Consider the following 19,552-nt stretch of genomic DNA (forward strand, 5'->3'; position numbering starts at 1 on the left):
TGATGGCAGTGTCCGGGCTGGCGTGGGTTGCGACCACGCCGGGCCATTTGATGCACATACTAGCGGCACGATCGACAACAGAGCGACAGCGAAATTCGTGACGAAGAGCGACGAGCCTTTCATAGCCGTGTCCTCCAAAAAAGGCCGAGATGGCAATTCCATCCCGGGATGCAGGGTAGCACAGTTTCAACTAACTCAAATTCCTATTCGGCGCTTTCGCTTGAACCGGAGCAACGGGCTCCTCACCTGAATTCGACGCTACGTGATCTGCCTCCGATACAATCAGCAACATAATGCGCTCAGGGCCAGTCGGAAATATTGGCTCATGCGGGCCGTCACGCTATGGTCCGATATTAAGATTGTTGCCCTATGGCCTAGACGACAGCGGCGCGAGAAACTGTTCGTGAGAAGTTATCGAAGCTCACACTTCATCGCGTTCGGTGCCGCATGTGCGATGCTGGCCCTCGATCAGCTGACAAAGCATTGGGCGGTTGGATCATTGGAAATTGGCACCACCGTCAAACTACCAGGTCCCATTGACCTTACCCTTGCGTTCAATCGCAGCAACGCATTTGGTCTGATTCCAGACTACGGTGAGTTCTCGCGATGGGCACTCGCTTCCATCGGCCTTGCGGTAGCGTCAGTTTTGCTCGGATCCATACTCTGGCGACCGACATCGACCATCAATGCTTTTGGACTCGCCTTCATCGGCGCCGGAGCAGCCGGAAACGCTATCGACCGTCTTCGATTGGGTGCCGTCGTTGACTTGTTCGACGCCTCGAAACTTCGATTTGTCTGGATTTTCAACGTCGCCGACGTTTCAATCGATTTGGGGATCGCGCTCATTTTGCTCGCTGCGCTCCTGCCGTCTTTGGAGGCCGCCAAGGTAGACCACGGCAACAGCTAGGTTGAGATATTCGAATGCGACCCTTGAGCGAGCGGAGGCGACCGATGGAATGCACGATCCGGCCGGCGCGCCAAGACGACGCCGGCGACATCAGCGCGGTCATCCTGCGTGCACTGCGCGAAACCAATGCCAGGGACTATGCAAGCGAGATCATCGAGCGGGTCGAGCGCAGCTTCAGTCCGGACGCCGTGCTGCAGCTGATCGGCAAGCGCACCGTCTTTGTTGCCGCGATTGATGGTCGTGTGGTTGGAACGGCAAGCCTCGACGGAAACGTGGTCCGTACGGTGTTCGTATCCCCCGACGTTCAGGCGAGGGGTATCGGCAGGCTGCTGATGGAAAGCGGTCGAGCGCACGGCACGCGAGAGAAGTATCCCCAACCTGGCTGTGCCCTCATCGATCAGCGCCGAGACCTTCTATGCGCAGCTCGGATACAGGGCCGTGCGCGACAGCTACCACGGTGAAGAGCGGACCATCATCATGGAGCGATCGCTGGCGGACGGTGCTTAGGTTCGGTCGGGGCCCACAAGCGGCACAGGAAACGGCACTGTCCGCATGGACGACGAGGTCGTCACCTCCGGTGCAGAGGCGCACCTCCTCCATCCGTGGCCTCTTGCGACCTCAATACCAACGGCGTAGCCCATTTGGGAGTTCAGTCGTTTGGATATTTGAGGCGCAATAATAGCGGCGATTGATCTCGCAGGCGCAACCAGAGGCAGAGGCTCGCCCGCTACCGGCAAAGAGCCGACAGGAGGGGAAGTTGGTTACCTACACAGGAACTCTGGCAGCCGACAGCCATACCGGCAACGAAGACGTCATGTATGGCCTGGACGGAGGCGATACCCTGACCGGGAATTCCAGCGCGGTCCAGCCAACCATTTACGGTGGTGAGGGCGATGACATCCTGACCGCCAGTGCCGCTTCTCCTGGTGGTATAGTTTACGGTGGCTCCGGCAATGACACGATAGCCGGCTACGGGACATTCTACGGCGACGCAGGGAATGATCGGATCACGGTGTCCGACTTTGGACCGGGCTACGGTGGTGACGGCGACGACACCATCAACTCCGTTCTGACCGCATCCTACAATGGCGTTGCGTATGGCGACGGCGGCAATGATCTCTTCACCGGCTTCGCCGTGCATTGGGACGGTGGCGACGGCAACGACAGCCTTTACGGCTCCTACGATCACGACGATGGCCCGCAGCCAGTGGTGTTGGGCGGCAACGGCAACGACGTGATCGTATTCACCGGCGATGGGCAGGTTGGCAAAGCTCTTTTCTACGGCGGGTTGGGCAATGACAGCATCTATGGTGGCGCAGCAGAAGAAACCATCGTCGGCGATGTCGGAGTAGACCTGTTGGAAGGCGGCGGCGGGGACGATTGGATCTATCTTCCAACGGGAGGCGGCAACGCCTACGGGGGAGCCGGCAACGACGTGCTGCTGGGGTCGCAGGTCTTCGATGTCCTGATCGGTGATGATGGCAACGACATCATGTACGGCTATGGCGGAAACGATTACGCCTATGGCGGCAACGGCGACGACGTGATATACGGCGGCGATGGCGTAGATGTTCTGATCGGCGGCGCCGGAAACGATTATTTCGAGGGCGGCGCCGGCGTGAATTACTATTTCGGCGGCAACGGCGGCGGTCCGGGCACCGGTGTGGGCAACGACACTTTTGTCGTCAACGATATTCCTGGAGTGCAGGTCGTGCAGGACTGGACGCCGAGCCTGGACGTCGTGCAATTGAACGGCTCCGGTTTCACGTCCTTTGCCGACGTGCTGTCGCACTCGTATCAGAACGGGGCCTATTTCGTGGTTCAGGTCGACGCCGACACCGCGGTGTGGCTGAATGGCGCTACGGCGAACACGGTCACGGCGGCAATTTTCTCCATCGTGAGCTGAAGCGGATTCGGCGCGAGGCGCGCCAAGCCGTACCTTATCCGCGCGCCTTGTGCCGACCTCGCAAGCACCGTCGGCAGGTCATAGGCCTAGGCGGCAACGACCAGCGGTCTCGGCATGTCGTGCATCGCGGGCACCAGCGACGGCGCGTCGCATTCCTGCTGGGCGAGCTGGTCCACGAGCTCGCGCAACCTTGGCGGCAAATCCGCGTAGTCGCCGCGCAGCGCGTGGCGCAGTCTCCAGCCGATCTCTTCGCAAATGGCGCGCGCGTGCTCGGGCGCGATCGAATGGTGCTCGATCATGGACTTGAACTGCCAGGACTTGAACTGCCAGGACTTGAACCCTTCACGGCGACCGCGCCGTCAAACTGCATTTCCGTCAACACGAATCCCGCATACGCAGATGCGATCAAGACGAGGATCCGAACAATGCTGGACATCGCTCGTACTCCCTTTTCCTCTCTTTCAATAGCAGCAGGTCGTTGCCGCCCGATTAGGGAAACTGGTTCGCGCGGCCTTTAAGGGAATGGTAAACGTGAAGTTCACGAGCGATCGGTGACCCCGACGCTTGCCGCCCGCCAGCGTCCCGGCTGGATGAAAAATCTGCGGGGCGGTGTCGGCCCTCGAAAACCCCGTTCGTCGTTCCGATGCCCCATGAGGCGGGGCTCAGATAAGGAGACGGACGATGCGCGTGATGGTGCTCGTGAAGGCCACCGAAGACAGCGAAAAGGGGCTGTTCGACACGGCCTGGCAGGCCGAGATGATGGCGGCGATGGGCCGGTTCAACGACGAGCTGCGCGATGCCGGCATCCTGCGCGCCGCCGACGGCCTCAGGCCCTCCTCCCACGGCAAGCGTGTCGCATTCGACGGCAACGCCCGTACCGTCATCGACGGGCCCTTCGCCCCGGCGCGCGACCTGGTCGCCGGCTTCTGGCTCTGGGAGGTCAAGGACATCGACGAGGCGGTTGCCTGGGTGAAGCGTTGCCCCAATCCGATGCCGGGACCAAGCGAGATCGAAATCCGGCCGCTGTACGAGATGGCCGATTTCGGCTGAGGCTTCGATGCCGGCGGGCGCGCCGCCCCGCTGATGCCGTGCCCTGATGTCCCCAATCAGGGGGACAGACGTATCGGGCGGAATCAATATGATGCGGAACCGGACGCCGGTCGGCTATCATCGGCCGCGCATAAGAAGAACTTGCTGGGAGGATTTGCAATGAAGCTGGCTATGGCCGGACTCTGGGTACTCGCGAGCGCGATCCTGATTGCGCCGGACGCACATGCGGACATCAAGGTCGGCGTCGTGGTGTCCGCATCAGGACCGGGCTCGGCGCTCGGCCAGCCGCAGATGCGCACCATCGCCGCGCTGCCGAAGGAGATCGGCGGCGAGAAGGTGACCTATATCGCGTTCGACGACGAGTCCGATCCGACCAAGGGCACGCAGAATGCGCGGCGCCTCGTCATCCAGGACGGCGTCGACATCCTGATCGGCTCCTCGCTGACGCCTGTGACCATGCCGATGCTCGACATCGCCGTGGAATCCAAGACGCCGATCATCTCGCTCGCGGCGGCGACCGCGATCGTGCAGCCAATGGACGACCGCCGCCGCTGGGCGTTCAAGGTGGTGCCCAACGACGATCTGATGGCGGCGGCGATCCTGAAATACATCGCGAAGTCCGGCATCAAGACGCTCGGCTATATCGGCGTGTCGGACGGCTATGGCGAAGGTTACTACAAGGAGGTGTCGAAGCTGGCGCCGACACTCGGCCTCACCGTCACGACGCATGAGGTCTATGCGCGCGCCGACACCAGCGCGATGGGCCAAGCGCTGAAGGTGATCGCGACCAATCCGGAGGCGGTGTTCATCGCCTCAGCCGGCACGCCCGCCGTGCTGCCGCAGGAGGCGCTGCGCAGCCGCGGCTATGCCGGCAAGATCTTCCAGACCCACGGCGTCGCGTCGGAGGAATTCATCAAGCTCGGCGGCGCCAATGTCGAGGGCGCGGTCTTCACCGGCGAGGCCTTCACCATCGCCGACGACCTGCCGGCGAACGATCCGTTCCGCCAGGCGCGCGACGAATTCGTGTCGTCCTACGAGAAGGTCAACGGGCAGAAGCCGAATATTTTTGGCGCGCATCTGTGGGACGCGGTCACGCTGTTCAAGCGGGCGGCGGCGAACGCGCTGAAATCGGCGAAACCGGGCACGCCGGAATTCCGCGCCGCGCTGCGCGACGAGCTGGAGCGCGGCAAGGACGTCTATCTGAACAACGGCCTCTCGACGATGAGCCCGACCGACCACAATGGCTATGACGAGCGGTCCGCGTTCCTGATCAAGGTCGAGGGCGGCAAGTTCCGGCTGGTGAAGTAGGCGCTCGAAATTGGCTAGTCGCCGCCCCATCGCCATCGCGGCGGCTCGCCCTTCCACCAGCACACGCCGGTGAGCAGGACGCTCAACCCGAGCACATAGGCAATGAAGCCTGTGCGAGAGTGCGGCAGGATCATCGCGGCGCCGACGGCGAGCAGAACCACGAAGCCTGTGACGACCGCCCAGCCTTGCCAGAAGACCGGCGGTCCCCAGCCCCAGCCATACCGCTTGGCGGGAAACCAGTAGTCGCTGTCATGCTGCATGTGAGTGCTCCAGCAAGCGACAAAAAACCCTTCACACCTTGCCCGGTGCGCAGATGCCCTTGAGCGCCTGCCATTCCGTCGGCGATAGCAGCGGCCGGCCGGTCGCCGGGCTGGCGGCGTCCGCCTTGCTCATGCGCGCGAGGCGGTCTTCGGTCAGCGGATGGCTGGAGACGATCGAAATCCCCTTGCCGCCTTCCTTGCCGGTGACGCGGAACATCAATTCGCCCATCGGTTTCGCCGGACGGCCGAGCCGGTGCATGGTCTCGATCGCGAAGGTGTCGGCATTGGTTTCGGCGTCGCGCGAATAGGATGACGTCACCAGCGAGCGCGAGGCGAAGATCAGAGCGCCGGAGCCCGTGATGTCGCCGAACAGCAGCCCGATCAGGAACGAGGTACCGCCATTGTGGATCAGCTCGCGCATGTTGTCGCGATGGCGGAGATGGCCGAGCTCATGCGCCAAAACGCCGGCGATCTCGTCCGGGTTCTCCGCCTTCTCAAGCAGCCCCTTGAACAGAAAGACCTTACCGCCCGGCAGCGCGAAGGCGTTCGGCACCGGCGTCGCCAGCACGCCCGACTGCACCGAATTGTCGAGGCCTGCGGACTCCCGCAATTTGCCGACGAGCTTCTCGAATGCCGCTTGCCCCGCCGCGTCGCTGCACGGCTTGCCGTCGAACAGCACTGACCTGCGCCTCCGCGACATCGCCGAGGCGGCGTTCGAAAGAGTCAGGCACCAACGGCGTCAGCCGGTCGGCGGCGAGCGGCACGCCGAACAGCACCACCAGCACGATCGACACCGCCGCCGCGAGCGACCAGCCGACGATCGCGGCGACGCCCTTGCGGTTCGGCAGCCCCTCCTCGAGCGTGTCGCAGCGCGCGACGAGCGCGGCGATCAGCTGCGCGTCGCGGATCTCGAGCCGCGCCAATTGTGGTGCGGTGAGGCAGCTCAGCCGCAACAGGCCGGACGGGCTGTCGGCGCGGCGGATGTCGGCATAGGCCCAGCGCGCGAGCAGCTCGCCGTCCTCCCTGATCTCCAGCGCATCGGACAGTTTGAGCGCGACCAGACGCCTCCGGCTCGACGCGCCGTCGAAGAAGACGCCGCCTTGTGCAGGCGTCGACGCGGGGTTTGTCTGGCCGGAATCGGTATCCATGTCGCTAGAAGCCCGCGACGTCGAGGCCGTCGGCAAAGCCTTCGCCGAGCGCATTGGCGAGTTCGCCGCGGGCGGTGACGTTGGCCGCCGCCTGGATGTTGTGCACGATGGTCGACGACAGCACCCGGACCCAGAGATCGCGCATCAGATAGACGCGCATCACCACATTCATCGCCAGCACGAAGGCGAGATAACCGACGCCCGCGAGAGTGATCAGCGGAATGCTCTTGGCGAACGCCTCGGTTTTGAAGAAGGTCTCGATCGAGGAGCCGTCCATGCTGGCGACCAGGAAGGTGCACAGCACGAGATAGGCAAGGTACACCGTGCCGAGCAGCATGGCCCAGCCGATCACCTTCCAGTACAGCCCGATCAGCGCGCTGCGACGCATGGTGGATTCCAGCCTAACCCCGCCGAAGCGGATGCCCGACAGCCACCAGCGCCACTCGATCGCCTTGAACGCGGCATAGATGAACGGCGCGAAGATCGTCATGTACAGCGCGAACGGCGTGAGCAGCCAGAGCCACCAGCCCTGCTTGAAGAAATCCCAGCCGCGGCCTTCGAAGGAACCCCGCAGATCGCCGTAATAGGAATGCCGCATCTTGTAGCGTTCGAGCGCCGCCTCGCGCCATGGCAGCGCGAGGCCGAGCGTGATCACGACCAGCAGGCCCCATAGCGAAGCTTTCAGCGCATAGATCCATCCCGAGCCGCTCATCCAGAAGCGGACGCCGCGCCACACTGTGCGGGTCAGCCGGTAACGCCGCGCGCGATAGATCGCGAACTGGCCGAACAGGTAGAAGAACGCGACCAGCGGCAGCGAGAAGAACGTCTTGACGTGCTCGGCTTCAATGACGAGCAGGGAGTAGCCGAGATAGATCGGCACCAGGATCGCGAGCGCGACCAGGAAGCCGATCAGCAGTTCCTTGGCGCGGCCGGTATATTCCGGCGCGTCGCCATCGATCTGGGTGTTCGACCAGAGGTGACGGCGGATGTCGGTGGTGAGCCAGAACCGGTAGAAGCCGACCGTGACGAGCTCGAGCCCGGCGCCGCGCGCGACCAGGCGGAAGAACTCCTGCCGCTTCCCTGAAAACCCCACCGGCATCGGCGGCGGGACCGGCGGCGGCTGCGGCGGCCCCAGCGGGGTCCAGCTCATGTCGTTCACGGGATAGCTCCAGGACGGGACAATCTCTGCGTATCAAAACCACAGGTTTGTCGCTGCGAGCGTGATCCAGGTTTCACACAAGGTCGAGAGCGTGGGGGTGTTTTTGGCGGCAGGCGGTTGGCTTTACCTTAACGGGATCGCCGGAAAAGGGTGCAGCCTTTGCTGCGGACATCGGCCGCGGGCTGAGCAAAGCGGGCCCTCCTTCCGACCCTCGTCCCAATCCTTGCGAGCGAGCCCCGCTCGCCTCGAACCCCCGCCAGAGATAAACCGACAGAACGGCTAGCAAAGACACCGCCGCAAAAGCGAGGAAACCTGGCGATGAACAAGTGGATATTGTCGGCATGTTTTTTGGCGCTGACGGCAGCTCCCGCCGCTGCCGCCGACGTGCGCCTGGAGTCCTATCGCAATCCAGCGAACGAGAATTTTCGCATCTTCAATCATATGTACCTGGACGGCGCGCGGGGCGGCATGATGGCTTCCAATGCCTGGCTGAAACGGCATGGCGGCCAAATGTTGTTCTGCATGCCCGACAACCTCGCGCTGAGCACTGAGCAAACCGAAGAGATCATGCTCAAGTCCGCCGACAAGCGGGCCGCGAAAGGCGACATGGCCGTCGCTTCCCTGCTGCTATGGGGCCTGCAGGATACCTTCCCCTGTGAAAAACCCGCCAGCCAATAAGTGCCCTCTCCACCCGCATTGTTCGCAAGCGCACAGCCAAATCAACCGCCGTTTCAAACAGACCCGCACGCCGCGCCCGCCCGCGGCCGGTGCAAAAGGCCCGGATTCGGCCGCTTTGGTCTGACATCAATGCGGCCAAATGCGCGTTGAGAGCCCTTGCGCAAATGCCCGAATGAGAATGTAATTCGGTAAAACATGCCGCGCCGGCGATGCCCCGGCTGCGAAACGGTTGAGGAGCCGCTCATGCACGGGACCGCCGATCTCGTCAAAGATGTGAATTTGGACACCGCACGCGAGCGCGCCAATGCGCTTCCACTTGCCGACTATGATCCCGGCGATCCCGAGCTGTTCAAGACCGATACGTTCTGGCCGTATTTCGACCGGCTGCGCCGCGAGGACCCGGTGCATTACTGCAAGGACTCGATGTTCGGTCCGTACTGGTCGATCACCCGCTACAACGACATCATGGACATCGAGACCAACCACGCGATGTTCTCCTCGGCCGCCTCGCTCGGCGGCATCACCATCCGCGACGTGCCGCCGGACCTGCGCCGCGAAAGCTTCATCGCGATGGACCAGCCGCGCCATTCCGCGCAGCGCAAGACCGTGGCGCCGATGTTCACGCCGACGCATCTTGATGAGCTTGCGCTCAACATCCGCAAGCGCTCGACCGAATGCCTCGACAATCTGCCGCACGGCGAGGTGTTCGACTGGGTCGACAAGGTCTCGATCGAGCTCACCACGCAGATGCTCGCCGTGCTGTTCGACTTCCCCTGGGAGGACCGTCGCAAGCTGACGCGCTGGTCCGACGTTGCGACCACCCTGCCCGGCGCCGGCGGCCTCGTCGCCACCGAAGACGAGCGGCAGGCCGAACTGATGGAGTGCGCGACCTATTTCGCAAGGCTCTGGAAGGAGCGCTCCGGCCAGCCGCCGAAGAGCGACCTGCTTTCTATGATGGCGCACAGCGACGCCACGCGGAACATGGACCCGAAGAATTTCCTCGGCAACCTGATCCTCTTGATCGTCGGCGGCAACGACACCACGCGCAACACGCTGTCCGGCAGCATCTATGCGCTGAGCAAGCATCCGGAGCAGTACCGCAAGCTGCGCGAGAACCCGGCGTTGATCGACAGTTTCGTTCCGGAGGTGATCCGCTGGCAGACGCCGCTTGCCCATATGCGGCGCACTGCGCTCGCCGATTACGAATTCCGGGGACGCCAGATCAGGAAAGGCGACAAGGTCGTGATGTGGTACGTCTCGGGCAACCGCGACGAGGAGGCGATCGAGAAGCCCTACGAGTTCTTGATCGACCGCGCCCGCCCGCGCACCCACATCTCCTTCGGCTTCGGCATCCACCGCTGCGTCGGCCTGCGGCTCGCCGAGCTGCAGCTCAAGATCATCTGGGAGGAAATCCTGAAGCGCTTCGACACGATCGAGGTGGTGGAGGAGCCGCTGCGGGTGTATTCCAGTTTCATCAAGGGCTACGAGACGCTGCCGGTGCGGATTGCCGCCTGACGCCTCGCGAGCCAACCGGGATCAAGAAACCATGAACGTCCAGACCGCCATCCGTGCCGACCGGGTCGAGCTAGAGCGCCAGGCGCGCGAGGAAGCCTATGCGACGCCGCTCAGGGATTTCCACCCCGGCGCGCCAAAACTGTTTCAGAACGACACGCTGTGGCCGTGGTTCGAGCGGCTGCGCAAGGAAGAGCCGGTGCACTACTGCACCAATTCGCCGATCGAGCCGTACTGGTCGGTGGTGAAGTACAACGACATCATGCATGTCGACACCAGCCACGGCATCTTCTCCTCGGATTCCACGCTCGGCGGCATCTCGATCCGCGACGTACCGCCCGGCTACGACTATCCGAGCTTCATCGCGATGGACCAGCCCAAGCACGCCCATCAGCGCAAGACCGTGTCGCCGATGTTCACCCCTGATCATCTCGACGAGCTGGCCAAGCTGATCCGCCAGCGCTCGGCCAGCGTGCTCGACAATCTGCCGCGCAACGAGACCTTCAATTTCGTCGAGCGCGTCTCGATCGAATTGACCACCCAGATGCTGGCGACGCTGTTCGACTTCCCCTGGGAGGAGCGGCGCAAGCTGACGCGCTGGTCCGACGTCTCCACCGCGCTGCCGAAGAGCGGCGTCGTCAACTCGCCGGAACAGCGCCGGCAGGAGATGGACGAGTGCTACGCCTATTTCTCAAAGCTCTGGAACGAGCGCGTCAACGCGCCGCCGAAGAACGACCTGCTGTCGATGATGGCGCATAGCGACGCTACCCGGCACATGGATCCCGACAATCTGATGGGCAACATCATCCTGCTGATCGTCGGCGGCAACGACACCACGCGCAACACCATGAGCGGCTCGGTGCTGGCGCTGCACGAGCATCCCGACCAGTTCCAAAAGCTGAAGGAGAACCCCGGTCTGATCGACACCATGGTGCCGGAGGTGATCCGCTGGCAGACGCCGCTCGCGCATATGCGGCGCACCGCGCTGGTCGACACCGAGATCGGCGGCAAGACGATCAAAAAGGGCGACCGCGTCGTGATGTGGTACGTCTCCGGCAACCGCGACGACGAGGTCATCGACCGTCCCGACGAGTTCATCATCGATCGCGCCCGGCCGCGCATCCATCTGTCGTTCGGCTTCGGCATCCACCGCTGCGTCGGCATGCGGCTCGCCGAGCTGCAGCTCAAGATCGTCTGGCAGGAGATGCTGAAGCGCTTCGACCGCATCGAGGTGGTCGGCGAGCCGAAGCGGGTCTATTCCAGCTTCGTGCGCGGCATCGAGAATCTGCCGGTGCGCATCCCGGGCTGACGCGCTCCCCCGAACATTCTGCAAATCTGACCAGAGCGAAGCGCCTGCCCACGGGGCAGGCGCTTCGTCGTTCAATTCCTGAGCACTGCGCCACGATGGCTGCGACGTGAACGGTTGACAAAGGCTTTAGCCCGGTGCTGATGTAAAAAGCGACGACGCAACCTCGACGTGTTCACGCAAGCGTTTCCGGACTCATGCTAGCCCGTCTTATTCGTCAGAGTGCGCCTGAGAGGCTGGCGAGCGTGGTGTAAAGCGCTGATGCGGCGTAGGATTCGGTTGCAAAGCCAACCCCATCACCTCAACCGCGAACGCCAGGCCCGCCATGACCGATGATACGATTCTGCCCTTCTCGTTTCCAGCCGTTCACGCCAAGAAAGTCACAGCTGCCTTCGATGGCGGTCGGCTGACCTCGAACGGGGGCGTGATGCTTCTGGCGATGGCCGAGCGGCGTCTCGGCTTGGCCGACAATTTGGCCCGGGTGTTCCCGGATCGGCGCGATCCGACGCGGGTCGTGCACAGCCTTGTCGATATGTTCCGCGCGCGCATGTTCGCGATCTGCTGCGGCTACGAGGACGCCGACGACCTCGATCATCTGCGGTCCGATCCCGCATTCAAGCTGGCCTGCGGACGGCTGCCGGACACGGGTCGCGATCTGTGTTCCCAACCGACGCTGTCGCGGCTGGAGAATGCTCCGCGCCTGCGCGACGTGATCCGACTGACCTACACTTTGGTCGACGCATGGATGGATAGCTACCCGCGCGAGCCGGCATCCGTCACGCTCGACATCGATGATACCTGCGATGTCGTCCACGGCCATCAGCAGCTCTCGCTGTTCAACGCTCATTATGACGAACGCTGCTTCCTGCCGATCCACGTCTACGACACGGAGAAGAGCCGGCCCGTGGCGGTCGTGCTGCGGCCCGGCAAGACGCCGGGCGGCGTCGAGGTGCGTGCCCATCTGCGCCGCCTGATACGGCATATCCGGACGCGGTGGCACAACACGCGAATTACGTTCCGTGGCGACGGGCGCACTATGCTCGGCCGGAGGCAATGGCGTGGTGCGAGACCAACGGCATCGACTACATCTTCGGTCTGTCCGGCACCAAGCCGCTCGCCAGAAAACTCGACGAGGCCGCCGACGACATCCGCACGCGACGCGCCATCGAGAACCTGCCGGTTCTGCGTGGCTATACCGAGACGCGCCACAAGGCCAAGTCCTGGGATCGCGAACGGCGTACCGTCGCCCGTATTGAGGCGACGATGCTCGGCCTCGACATCCGTTTCGTCGTCACCAGCCTCGATGTCGGCTCGGCCGAGTGGATCTACGACAGCCTGTATTGCGCGCGCGGCCAAGCCGAGAATCTGATCAAGCTGCATAAGACACAGCTCGCCTCCGATCGCACCAGCTGCCGTTCGGCGCTCGCCAATCAAGTCCGCCTCGTTCTCCACACCGCCGCTTATTGGCTGATGCTGACCGTGCGCGACGCGATTCCCAAAGCCCGGGAATTGGCCACAGCCGAGTTCGCGACGCTGCGTCTTCGTCTCTTGAAACTCGCTGCCCGTGTCGTCGAGACCACGAGCCGCATTCGCCTTGCGTTTGCCGCGGCATGTCCCGAAGCCGACCTGATCCGCGGCTTGCCAGGCGCGCTGCTGCCTCTCGGTCCTTGACCGGCGGGGCGTCCGCCCCCCGTTCGCCCAACCTACACCTCAAGCGCGTTGCAAAGTACGGGTCGGTCAGGCGGTGAAAAGCCGAAGGCAATCCCGCGCGCCTCGTCAGAGCAGATGTGCGGCCACATCAATCGGACTAAAAAAAGCACTCTCACGAATAGGACGGGCTAGGACCGCAGGCATCCTCGCCTGTTGGCGACGAACAGGATCAATTTCAAGATCGATCGTATTTGGCAAGCGGCGGCAGGCCAGGACGCCTGCGGTCCGGGTGCCGCCCAAGGGAAAATGCCAATGTCATCTCCACGTGCAGCACCGACCGTACTCGACGTCTACACGCAGGGAGCCCCCTGGACCAACGCCACCCCGAACCGCATTCTGAAAACCACCGCAGTACCGGTTTCATTGCCTTATGTCGGAATGACCGCGTGGGACGCGAACACCGCACGATTCAGCGCGGTTTCCGCTCCCGATCCAACAACAGGAATGCAGTATTTTTGTCTTGTCCTGGACAACGGCAGCACGCCAACCGGGATGCGCTATGACTTTAGCCTCAATCCGGTCGCCATACCTGATCATCCAGACACGGCAGCGGGCGTCTTCTTGACCCTCACTGACGGCCGTCAACTCTCCACGTTCTACGGATGGACCTACATCATCGATCCGGCGAGCGGCGGCCATTACTTCGTCTGCGCTGCATCAGGCACAACACCATCTCCAACGAACGGGCTGTACTGGATTTGCCTGACTGAAACCTACACATTGCTTCCGCCGAGCATGCAGCCGTACCAACCGGCCTCCGGAATAGAATCGCAGGGGGTCTCGTCGACCGGCGACACCGTCTGGTTCACAAAACAGGACGGCTCACTTTGGCAAGTCTTGCTTGCCGATGTGCTCCCGAACAAAACCACCTCGTTGCAGCAGGTCAGCTCAACGGGAACTGTTCAAGGCGTCATTTCCGACGGCGCAGCTGCTCCGACGTATTATGTGCTTTCGGCGGTTGCCACCAGCGGCGGCTACAGCCTTGTCCAGTTTCAAGCAGGCAACCCGGCGAGCGCCGTGACGATCGAGGCAGGATTTAATCCTGGCGGAATCAAGACGACCCCGGACGGCGCCATCTGGAAGGTCATTTCCGATTTAAACCCCAGCGATCTTCAGCAGCCGAAGTCGGAAGTCCGCTTGCTTGTCCCCAGCTATCCCGTGCGAGGCCAGCTCCCTGCCTGGGTCGATCCGTTTCTCACCGCCGATCCATCGCTTTATGCCGCCGGACTGACGCAATCCATCACGGATGCGATCCCACTATCAGCCACGAACATTTTGCTTTTAACGACCCCGAATGCGAGCTCCTACAGCCTGAATCCCACCGATCCGACCATGCTCTGGCAGATGACTCGCGTTGGAATCGGAGTCTTCGATCAACCGGCGATTCCCTTGAATGTATACACCGGCACAGCACTCACCGCTTACTCCCAGATCAGCCAGGACTTGATCAACGCCGGCCCAAGCGCAAACGACATCAGGGCGCAGTATAGCCAGATGTCTTCAGCGCAGGCCGCTGACTACATCGCCGCTCTTTCAACGATGACCGTGCCCCCGGCCTTCACGGAACCTGCTGTGTGGAACGGCGTTCAGACCGACATTTACAACGAGTTGAGTAACCTGGTGTCGACGTCGTCGTTTTGGACCGCGATTACACAGCTCGTCTGGGTGCAAAGTCAGGTCGAAAGCCTGGCGGCAGGTTCCGTCTCAGGCAGTCTCGCGATCAAGACAACCGCAACTTTGATCAACAGTACCTCTCGTCAGGTTAACGCCTTGAACATTGCCAGCCTGACGACGGGCGGCACAGCCTCCGTTCTCACGTTCATCGGAGGTATCCTGGCGGTCAGCGCGCCGGCAGGCGCTGCGACACTGGGCCTGGCCACAGCAGCCGCGGCGATCGTCGGGCTGATTTGTGCGTTCTTCGAATCTCGAAATACCGACTATTCCATCAGCGTGAGCGATCCGATGTACTACATCAGCGCCAAGCTCGGAGAGATAGACAACGCCCTCGGCAAAGTCTTCACCGCGACACAGGATACAATGACGGCTTACGCCGTGGCCAACACCAAGGACGCGGGATGTTGGCGACAGTCGGGGCCCTCTACCGAAGCGGTCTATGGACGGCGAGCCCGCCCGACTTCACAAAGGGTTCAACCCTAGGTGGTGTGGACTCTAAGGATTCCCTTTTAGGAGCAAATCAGATTCAAGGCTGCTTTTGGGGAGGCCGCCTTGGGTGTGATGGACCGTTTGGTATTGAGCGACGCGGCGTGGGAGCGGATAGCGCCGCTGATCATAGGGCGCCCCGATCAGAAGGGCTCCACCGGGCGCGACAACCGGATGTTCGTGGAAGGTGTGCTGTGGATCGTGCGTACGGGGTCTCCCTGGCGCGATCTTCCGGAGGTGTTTGGGGACTGGAACAGCGTGTTCCGGCGCTTCAGTCGATGGAGCATCAAGGGTGTTTGGTGGCGGATCTTCGAGGCGATGTCCGATGATCCGGACTTCGAATATCTGATCGTCGATTCCACCATCGTTCGGGCGCATCAGCACGCCGCCGGCGCCAAAAAGGGGGGTCTGAAGATCAAGCGGAAGATCAAGCGATCGGCCGCTCGCGCGGCGGCCTGAGCACCAAGATACATATGGCCGTTCGAGGCTTGGGATGTCCGGTGCGGTTCACGCTCACCGCAGGTCAGAAGGGCGATGCACCGCAAGCCGCCGCATTGATCGAAGGCTTATCCGCCGAGGTCGTCATGGCCGATACGGCCTATGACGCCGATCACTTGCGCCAAGCCATCGCCGCCAAAGGCGCGCTCGCCGTGATCCCCAACAACCCGTCACGCGCGCTCAAATATCCACTCGACAAGCATTTCTATGCCCAGCGTCATCTCGTCGAATGCTGCTTCTCAAAGCTCAAGCAGTTCCGCCGCGTCGCAACCCGCTTCGAAAAAACGGCCCGGAACTACCGGGCCGTCGTCACTCTCGCAGCCATCGTTCTATGGATGCGCTAGTGTCCACACCACCTAGTCCCCTCCGATTCTGAGGCCTACTACAACGCGTGCGTACTAACCTATCTCCAAGCGTTCGTGCCCCTCATCACCGGGATGAATCTCATCATTATCGGGGACGAGGAAAAGTGGAGCACCTACAAGGGTCAACCGGTCTATGTAAGTCCTGCGCACACCTGGTGGAATACGATGGGTGACAACTATCAGGGAGCATTGCTGCAATACGCGTCAAAAGACGATCAAAGCAAACCACTCGGCCAGGATCTTGACGCACTGCTGTTCACGACCCTGGGCGTTTCTTATGAGGAAGTGTTTCAGCAATGGAATATTCCGACAACGCCGTCCTGGACTTCGAGCGAATAGACAATGACCCGATAGCGCAGCGCCGGAGCGCTTCGACGATCATCGCGCCGCCGGCGGCGAGAGCGTTGGCCGCACCTTGCGAGGCGCATCGTTCATCAGCCACATGGTAGATTATCCTTGGCTGTCAGCGCGATAGGCCCTATGTCTGCCGGGCATGGGTGATGCGCCACGCCGAGCTGCCGCCTTTTTCGGCGTGCTGTTTCGGCGGCGTCTTGCAGCTTGGACCAGTTGACGAGACATGAACCGAAAAGAACGGCGTGCGGCCAATAAGCGACGTGACTCCACAAGCAGGCCCGGCGCGCCTGGTTTCGGCTCGGCGCTCATCAGTATCGCCGACCTCGCCGCACAGGCGAGCCGTTCCTATGGCGTGGGCCGCTTCAACGAAGCGCAGGAGATTTGCCGGCAAATTCTCGCGCGCGAGCCGGCCCATGTACAGAGCCTGAATCTTCTCGGCCTGATGGCGCAGGGACACGGCGATCACCGCGCCGCAGTGAAGATGTTCGTGAAAGCGATTGCTGCGGACGAGGTGAACGCCGCCTGCCATTACAATGCCGGCAATTCGTACCAGGCGCTCGGCAATCGCACAAAGGCGGCCGCGCATTTCAGCAAGACGTTTGCGCTCGGCGTGGAGGACCGGGCCGTTGCCTTCATCCTGCAGAGTCCTGCTATCGTCAGCTATATCGGGCGGATTGCCGTCAAATGGCCGCTACCGGTCACCAATGTCGAATTGTTCGGTACCGAAAGCGTCGCCGCGCTTGCAAGCGACATCTTCCTGCGCTGTGCGATGGAAACGACCACGCTGGCCAATATGCAGCTTGAGATGCTGCTAGGATATGCACGGGCCGAGTTGCTGCGGCTCGCTGGCAGGCAGGGCTCCGATGACGGTGACATCGACGCCGATATTATCGGCTTTGCGTGCGCGCTCGCCCGGCAATGCTTCATCAATGAATATGTCTATGCACAGACCGAAGCCGAAAGCCAACTTGCGGGCGAACTGCGCGATCGGTTGCTGCGGGACCTGGCATCAGGGGCCGCCATCGCGCCGCTTACGCTGGCCGTCGTTGCGGCCTACTTCCCGCTGCATGCCCTGCCGGCGGCGGACGCGCTGCTGCGCCGGGATTGGCCCGCGCCCGTCGCTGGATTGCTGAAGGTACAGCTGCGCGAACCGTTTGAGGAAATGGCCGAGCGCAGCGCCATCACGGCGCTTACTGCCATCGAGAACAGCGTCTCCGTCGAGGTGATGCGCCAGTACGAGGAAAATCCCTATCCGCGCTGGACCGTCAACCCGCTGACGGCCTTCGTCGCCGATCAGGCGCGGGGAAAGATTGCCCTGACGGCAGAGCGGCAAGCCAAGCTTGATATTCTGATCGCAGGCTGCGGCACCGGCTCACACGCGATCCAGATCGCGCAGGTCTATCCGAACGCCCGCTTGCTCGCCGTCGACATCAGCATGACCAGCCTCGCCTATGCGCGTCGCAAAACGCGGGAGCTTGGCTTGCGCAACATCGAATATGCGCAGGCGGATATTCTGGAATTGGGCTCGATCGATCGCACCTTCGACAGCATCGAGTCGGTCGGGGTGCTGCACCATCTTGCCGAGCCGATGGCCGGCTGGCGCGTGCTGGTCCCGCTGCTGCGGCCGGGCGGCACGATGCGCATCGGGCTCTACAGCGATCTGGCGCGCCGCGTGATCGTGGAGGCCCGCGCCCGCATCGCCGCGCGCGGCTATCGCGCCACCGCCGAGGACATCAGAAGGTGCCGCCAGGACATCTTCCGCGAAGCCGAACAGTGGAAGCCGCTGATCGGCGCCAAGGATTTCTACAGCATGAGCGGCTGCCGCGACCTGCTGTTCAACATCATGGAGCATCGCCTGACGATCCCCGAGATCGCGGCATTCCTGAACGATCATGGCCTGTCGTTCACGGGCTTCGAACCGTTTGACGATCCGACGGTGATCGAAAAGTTTCGTAAGCAATTTCCGGGCACGGCCAATGAGGCCAGCCTCGATCAGTGGCACCGCTTCGAGATCGAGCATCCGGAGACGTTCTGGGATATGTACGTCTTCACGGTGGGCAAGAACACGCACTGAAGCTTCAGGGCGCCATCATGAAGCGCACGCGTGCCTCCAGCCGCCGGCACGCTCAGTTCGTGCGCCAGCGGCTACTCGATCACCTCATCCGCGCCGCTGACAACTGAAGCAGAGAACTCGCGGCCAAGCAGCTTGGCGGTCTTCAGGTTGATCACGAACTCGACCTTGGTCACCAGTTGCACCGGAAGATCGGCAGGCTTCTCGCCCTTCAGAACCCGGCCGGCATAGATGCCCGCGCGCCGATGCGACTGCGCAAAATCACCTCCATAGCTCATCAACCCTCCAGCCAGGGGGAAGTCGCGGGTCTGCGTAATTGCGGGCACGCCATACTTCGTCGCGAGATCGGCCAGTCGCTGGCTACGAAATGCGAAATAGGGATCGGAGGTGAATACGAGTGCGTTTGCCTGCTCGTTCGCCACGGCAGAGAACAGCGATTCAAATTCATCTTCCTTGCTTGCACTCAGGATCTGCAGCTGGACCCCCAGGGTTTCGGCGGCGGAGCGCAGCCTCTGCACTTGTGAACCGGCAGTGGGACTTGTCGGGTTGGTGACGACCCCCAATGTGGTGGCCGCCGGCAGCAGCTCGTGCATCAACTCAAGCCGCTTCGGCGACACGTCGACGCTCAGGCTCGAGACTCCCGTGATATTGCCTCCCGGCCGCGAAAGGCTGTCCACCACGCCCAACTGAACCGGGTCGCCGCCCATCTCGAAGACGATGGTCGTGGTAGTGCCGGTCGCTTTGGCGGCAAGTGCGACCGGGGCGCCGCCAGGTGCGACCACCACATCCACATTGCGTGCGACCAGCTCGGCCGCCAGAGCGGGCAAGCGAGCATACTGCCCGTTGGCCCATCGATATTCGATCGCAACGTTGCGGCCCTCCACGAAGCCGACTTCGGCAAGTCCCTGGTGAAATGCTTTCAGCCGACTGCCAAACAGGCTCGGCGATTCCGGGCAAAGATAGCCGATGACCGGCATGGACGATTTCTGCGCATGCGAGGATGTCGCCCAGGTAGCGGCGGCGGCCATCAACGAGAGGAAGTCGCGCCGTCTGGCACGTCTGCGCAACGTTGCTGCTCCAGCGTCAACGCATCTCATGCTCACGAACTCGCTGCTCGCCGTCGATCGAAGCATATCTCAGGGGGCTCAGCCAGTCGCCAA

At 62.3% G+C, this 19,552-nt stretch carries 15 protein-coding genes and 3 pseudogenes; 13 read left to right on the forward strand and 5 right to left on the reverse strand.

Going from position 1 to position 19,552, the window contains the following annotated elements; translation table 11 throughout:
* Nucleotides 1-325: 325 nt before the first annotated feature.
* The 3 genes from lspA to HAP54_RS50370 all read left to right on the forward strand — a co-directional run bounded on the left by lspA (nt 326) and on the right by HAP54_RS50370 (nt 2,813).
* Nucleotides 326-907 carry a signal peptidase II gene (lspA, locus tag HAP54_RS50360; RefSeq protein WP_176422088.1) on the forward strand — a complete coding sequence of 194 codons (582 nt, stop codon included), beginning with the start codon at nt 326-328 and terminating at the stop codon, nt 905-907.
* Nucleotides 908-951: 44 nt separating this feature from the next.
* Nucleotides 952-1,368 (forward strand): GNAT family N-acetyltransferase, encoded by a 417-nt coding sequence (locus tag HAP54_RS50365; protein WP_312022759.1) that lies wholly within the window; start codon nt 952-954, stop codon nt 1,366-1,368.
* Between the two features lie 296 nt (nt 1,369-1,664).
* A complete protein-coding gene (locus HAP54_RS50370) occupies nt 1,665-2,813 on the forward strand; it encodes a calcium-binding protein (RefSeq protein WP_166298442.1) in 1,149 nt (382 codons plus the stop codon).
* A gap of 86 nt (nt 2,814-2,899) precedes the next feature.
* Here the strand turns inward: HAP54_RS50370 and HAP54_RS50375 are convergent, their stop codons facing one another.
* Nucleotides 2,900-3,112 carry a hypothetical protein gene (locus HAP54_RS50375; protein ID WP_166298443.1) on the reverse strand — a complete coding sequence of 71 codons (213 nt, stop codon included), beginning with the start codon at nt 3,110-3,112 and terminating at the stop codon, nt 2,900-2,902.
* A 382-nt stretch (nt 3,113-3,494) separates the two neighbouring features.
* Between HAP54_RS50375 and HAP54_RS50380 the strand changes: the two genes are divergently transcribed.
* Both HAP54_RS50380 and HAP54_RS50385 read left to right on the forward strand, forming a co-directional pair.
* A complete protein-coding gene (locus tag HAP54_RS50380) occupies nt 3,495-3,863 on the forward strand; it encodes a YciI family protein (protein WP_166298444.1) in 369 nt (122 codons plus the stop codon).
* Nucleotides 3,864-4,022: 159 nt separating this feature from the next.
* The gene (locus HAP54_RS50385) at nt 4,023-5,171 is read left to right on the forward strand and encodes an ABC transporter substrate-binding protein (protein ID WP_166298445.1); all 1,149 of its coding nucleotides are present in this window, start codon (nt 4,023-4,025) and stop codon (nt 5,169-5,171) included.
* A gap of 14 nt (nt 5,172-5,185) precedes the next feature.
* On the opposite strand, the gene HAP54_RS50390 is transcribed toward HAP54_RS50385, so the two are convergent.
* The 3 genes and pseudogenes from HAP54_RS50390 to HAP54_RS50400 all read right to left on the reverse strand — a co-directional run bounded on the left by HAP54_RS50390 (nt 5,186) and on the right by HAP54_RS50400 (nt 7,729).
* Nucleotides 5,186-5,431: a hypothetical protein gene (locus HAP54_RS50390; protein WP_166298446.1), complete on the reverse strand. Its 246-nt coding sequence runs from the start codon at nt 5,429-5,431 to the stop codon at nt 5,186-5,188.
* A gap of 31 nt (nt 5,432-5,462) precedes the next feature.
* Nucleotides 5,463-6,579 (reverse strand): annotated as a pseudogene (locus HAP54_RS50395) (M48 family metallopeptidase).
* Nucleotides 6,580-6,583: 4 nt separating this feature from the next.
* Nucleotides 6,584-7,729 (reverse strand): DUF898 family protein, encoded by a 1,146-nt coding sequence (locus tag HAP54_RS50400; RefSeq protein WP_175619678.1) that lies wholly within the window; start codon nt 7,727-7,729, stop codon nt 6,584-6,586.
* A 327-nt stretch (nt 7,730-8,056) separates the two neighbouring features.
* On the opposite strand from HAP54_RS50400, the gene HAP54_RS50405 reads away from it, so the two are divergent.
* From HAP54_RS50405 to HAP54_RS50440, 8 genes and pseudogenes are all read left to right on the forward strand, one after another.
* On the forward strand, nt 8,057-8,416 hold the full coding sequence (locus HAP54_RS50405; RefSeq protein ID WP_166298448.1) for a hypothetical protein: 360 nt from the start codon (nt 8,057-8,059) through the stop codon (nt 8,414-8,416).
* A 243-nt stretch (nt 8,417-8,659) separates the two neighbouring features.
* Nucleotides 8,660-9,931, forward strand: coding sequence for a cytochrome P450 (locus HAP54_RS50410; RefSeq protein WP_166298449.1), 1,272 nt, complete (start codon nt 8,660-8,662; stop codon nt 9,929-9,931).
* Between the two features lie 31 nt (nt 9,932-9,962).
* Entirely contained in the window at nt 9,963-11,237 is a 1,275-nt protein-coding gene (locus HAP54_RS50415) for a cytochrome P450 (protein ID WP_029080296.1), read from the forward strand.
* Between the two features lie 322 nt (nt 11,238-11,559).
* Nucleotides 11,560-12,905: pseudogene (locus HAP54_RS50420) on the forward strand (IS1380-like element ISBdi2 family transposase).
* A gap of 192 nt (nt 12,906-13,097) precedes the next feature.
* Entirely contained in the window at nt 13,098-15,101 is a 2,004-nt protein-coding gene (locus HAP54_RS50425; protein ID WP_166298450.1) for a hypothetical protein, read from the forward strand.
* 78 nt (nt 15,102-15,179) lie between these two features.
* Nucleotides 15,180-15,946 (forward strand): annotated as a pseudogene (locus HAP54_RS50430) (IS5 family transposase).
* Nucleotides 15,947-16,021: 75 nt separating this feature from the next.
* Nucleotides 16,022-16,306 (forward strand): hypothetical protein, encoded by a 285-nt coding sequence (locus tag HAP54_RS50435; protein WP_339156819.1) that lies wholly within the window; start codon nt 16,022-16,024, stop codon nt 16,304-16,306.
* Between the two features lie 238 nt (nt 16,307-16,544).
* Complete coding sequence (locus HAP54_RS50440; RefSeq protein WP_166298452.1) at nt 16,545-18,395, forward strand: class I SAM-dependent methyltransferase; 1,851 nt, start codon at nt 16,545-16,547, stop codon at nt 18,393-18,395.
* A gap of 71 nt (nt 18,396-18,466) precedes the next feature.
* Here the strand turns inward: HAP54_RS50440 and HAP54_RS50445 are convergent, their stop codons facing one another.
* On the reverse strand, nt 18,467-19,420 hold the full coding sequence (locus HAP54_RS50445) for an ABC transporter substrate-binding protein (RefSeq protein WP_166307273.1): 954 nt from the start codon (nt 19,418-19,420) through the stop codon (nt 18,467-18,469).
* Nucleotides 19,421-19,552: the final 132 nt, after the last annotated feature.

Source organism: Bradyrhizobium sp. 2S1 (assembly GCF_011516625.5).
Taxonomy (GTDB): Bacteria; Pseudomonadota; Alphaproteobacteria; order Rhizobiales; family Xanthobacteraceae; genus Bradyrhizobium; species Bradyrhizobium septentrionale.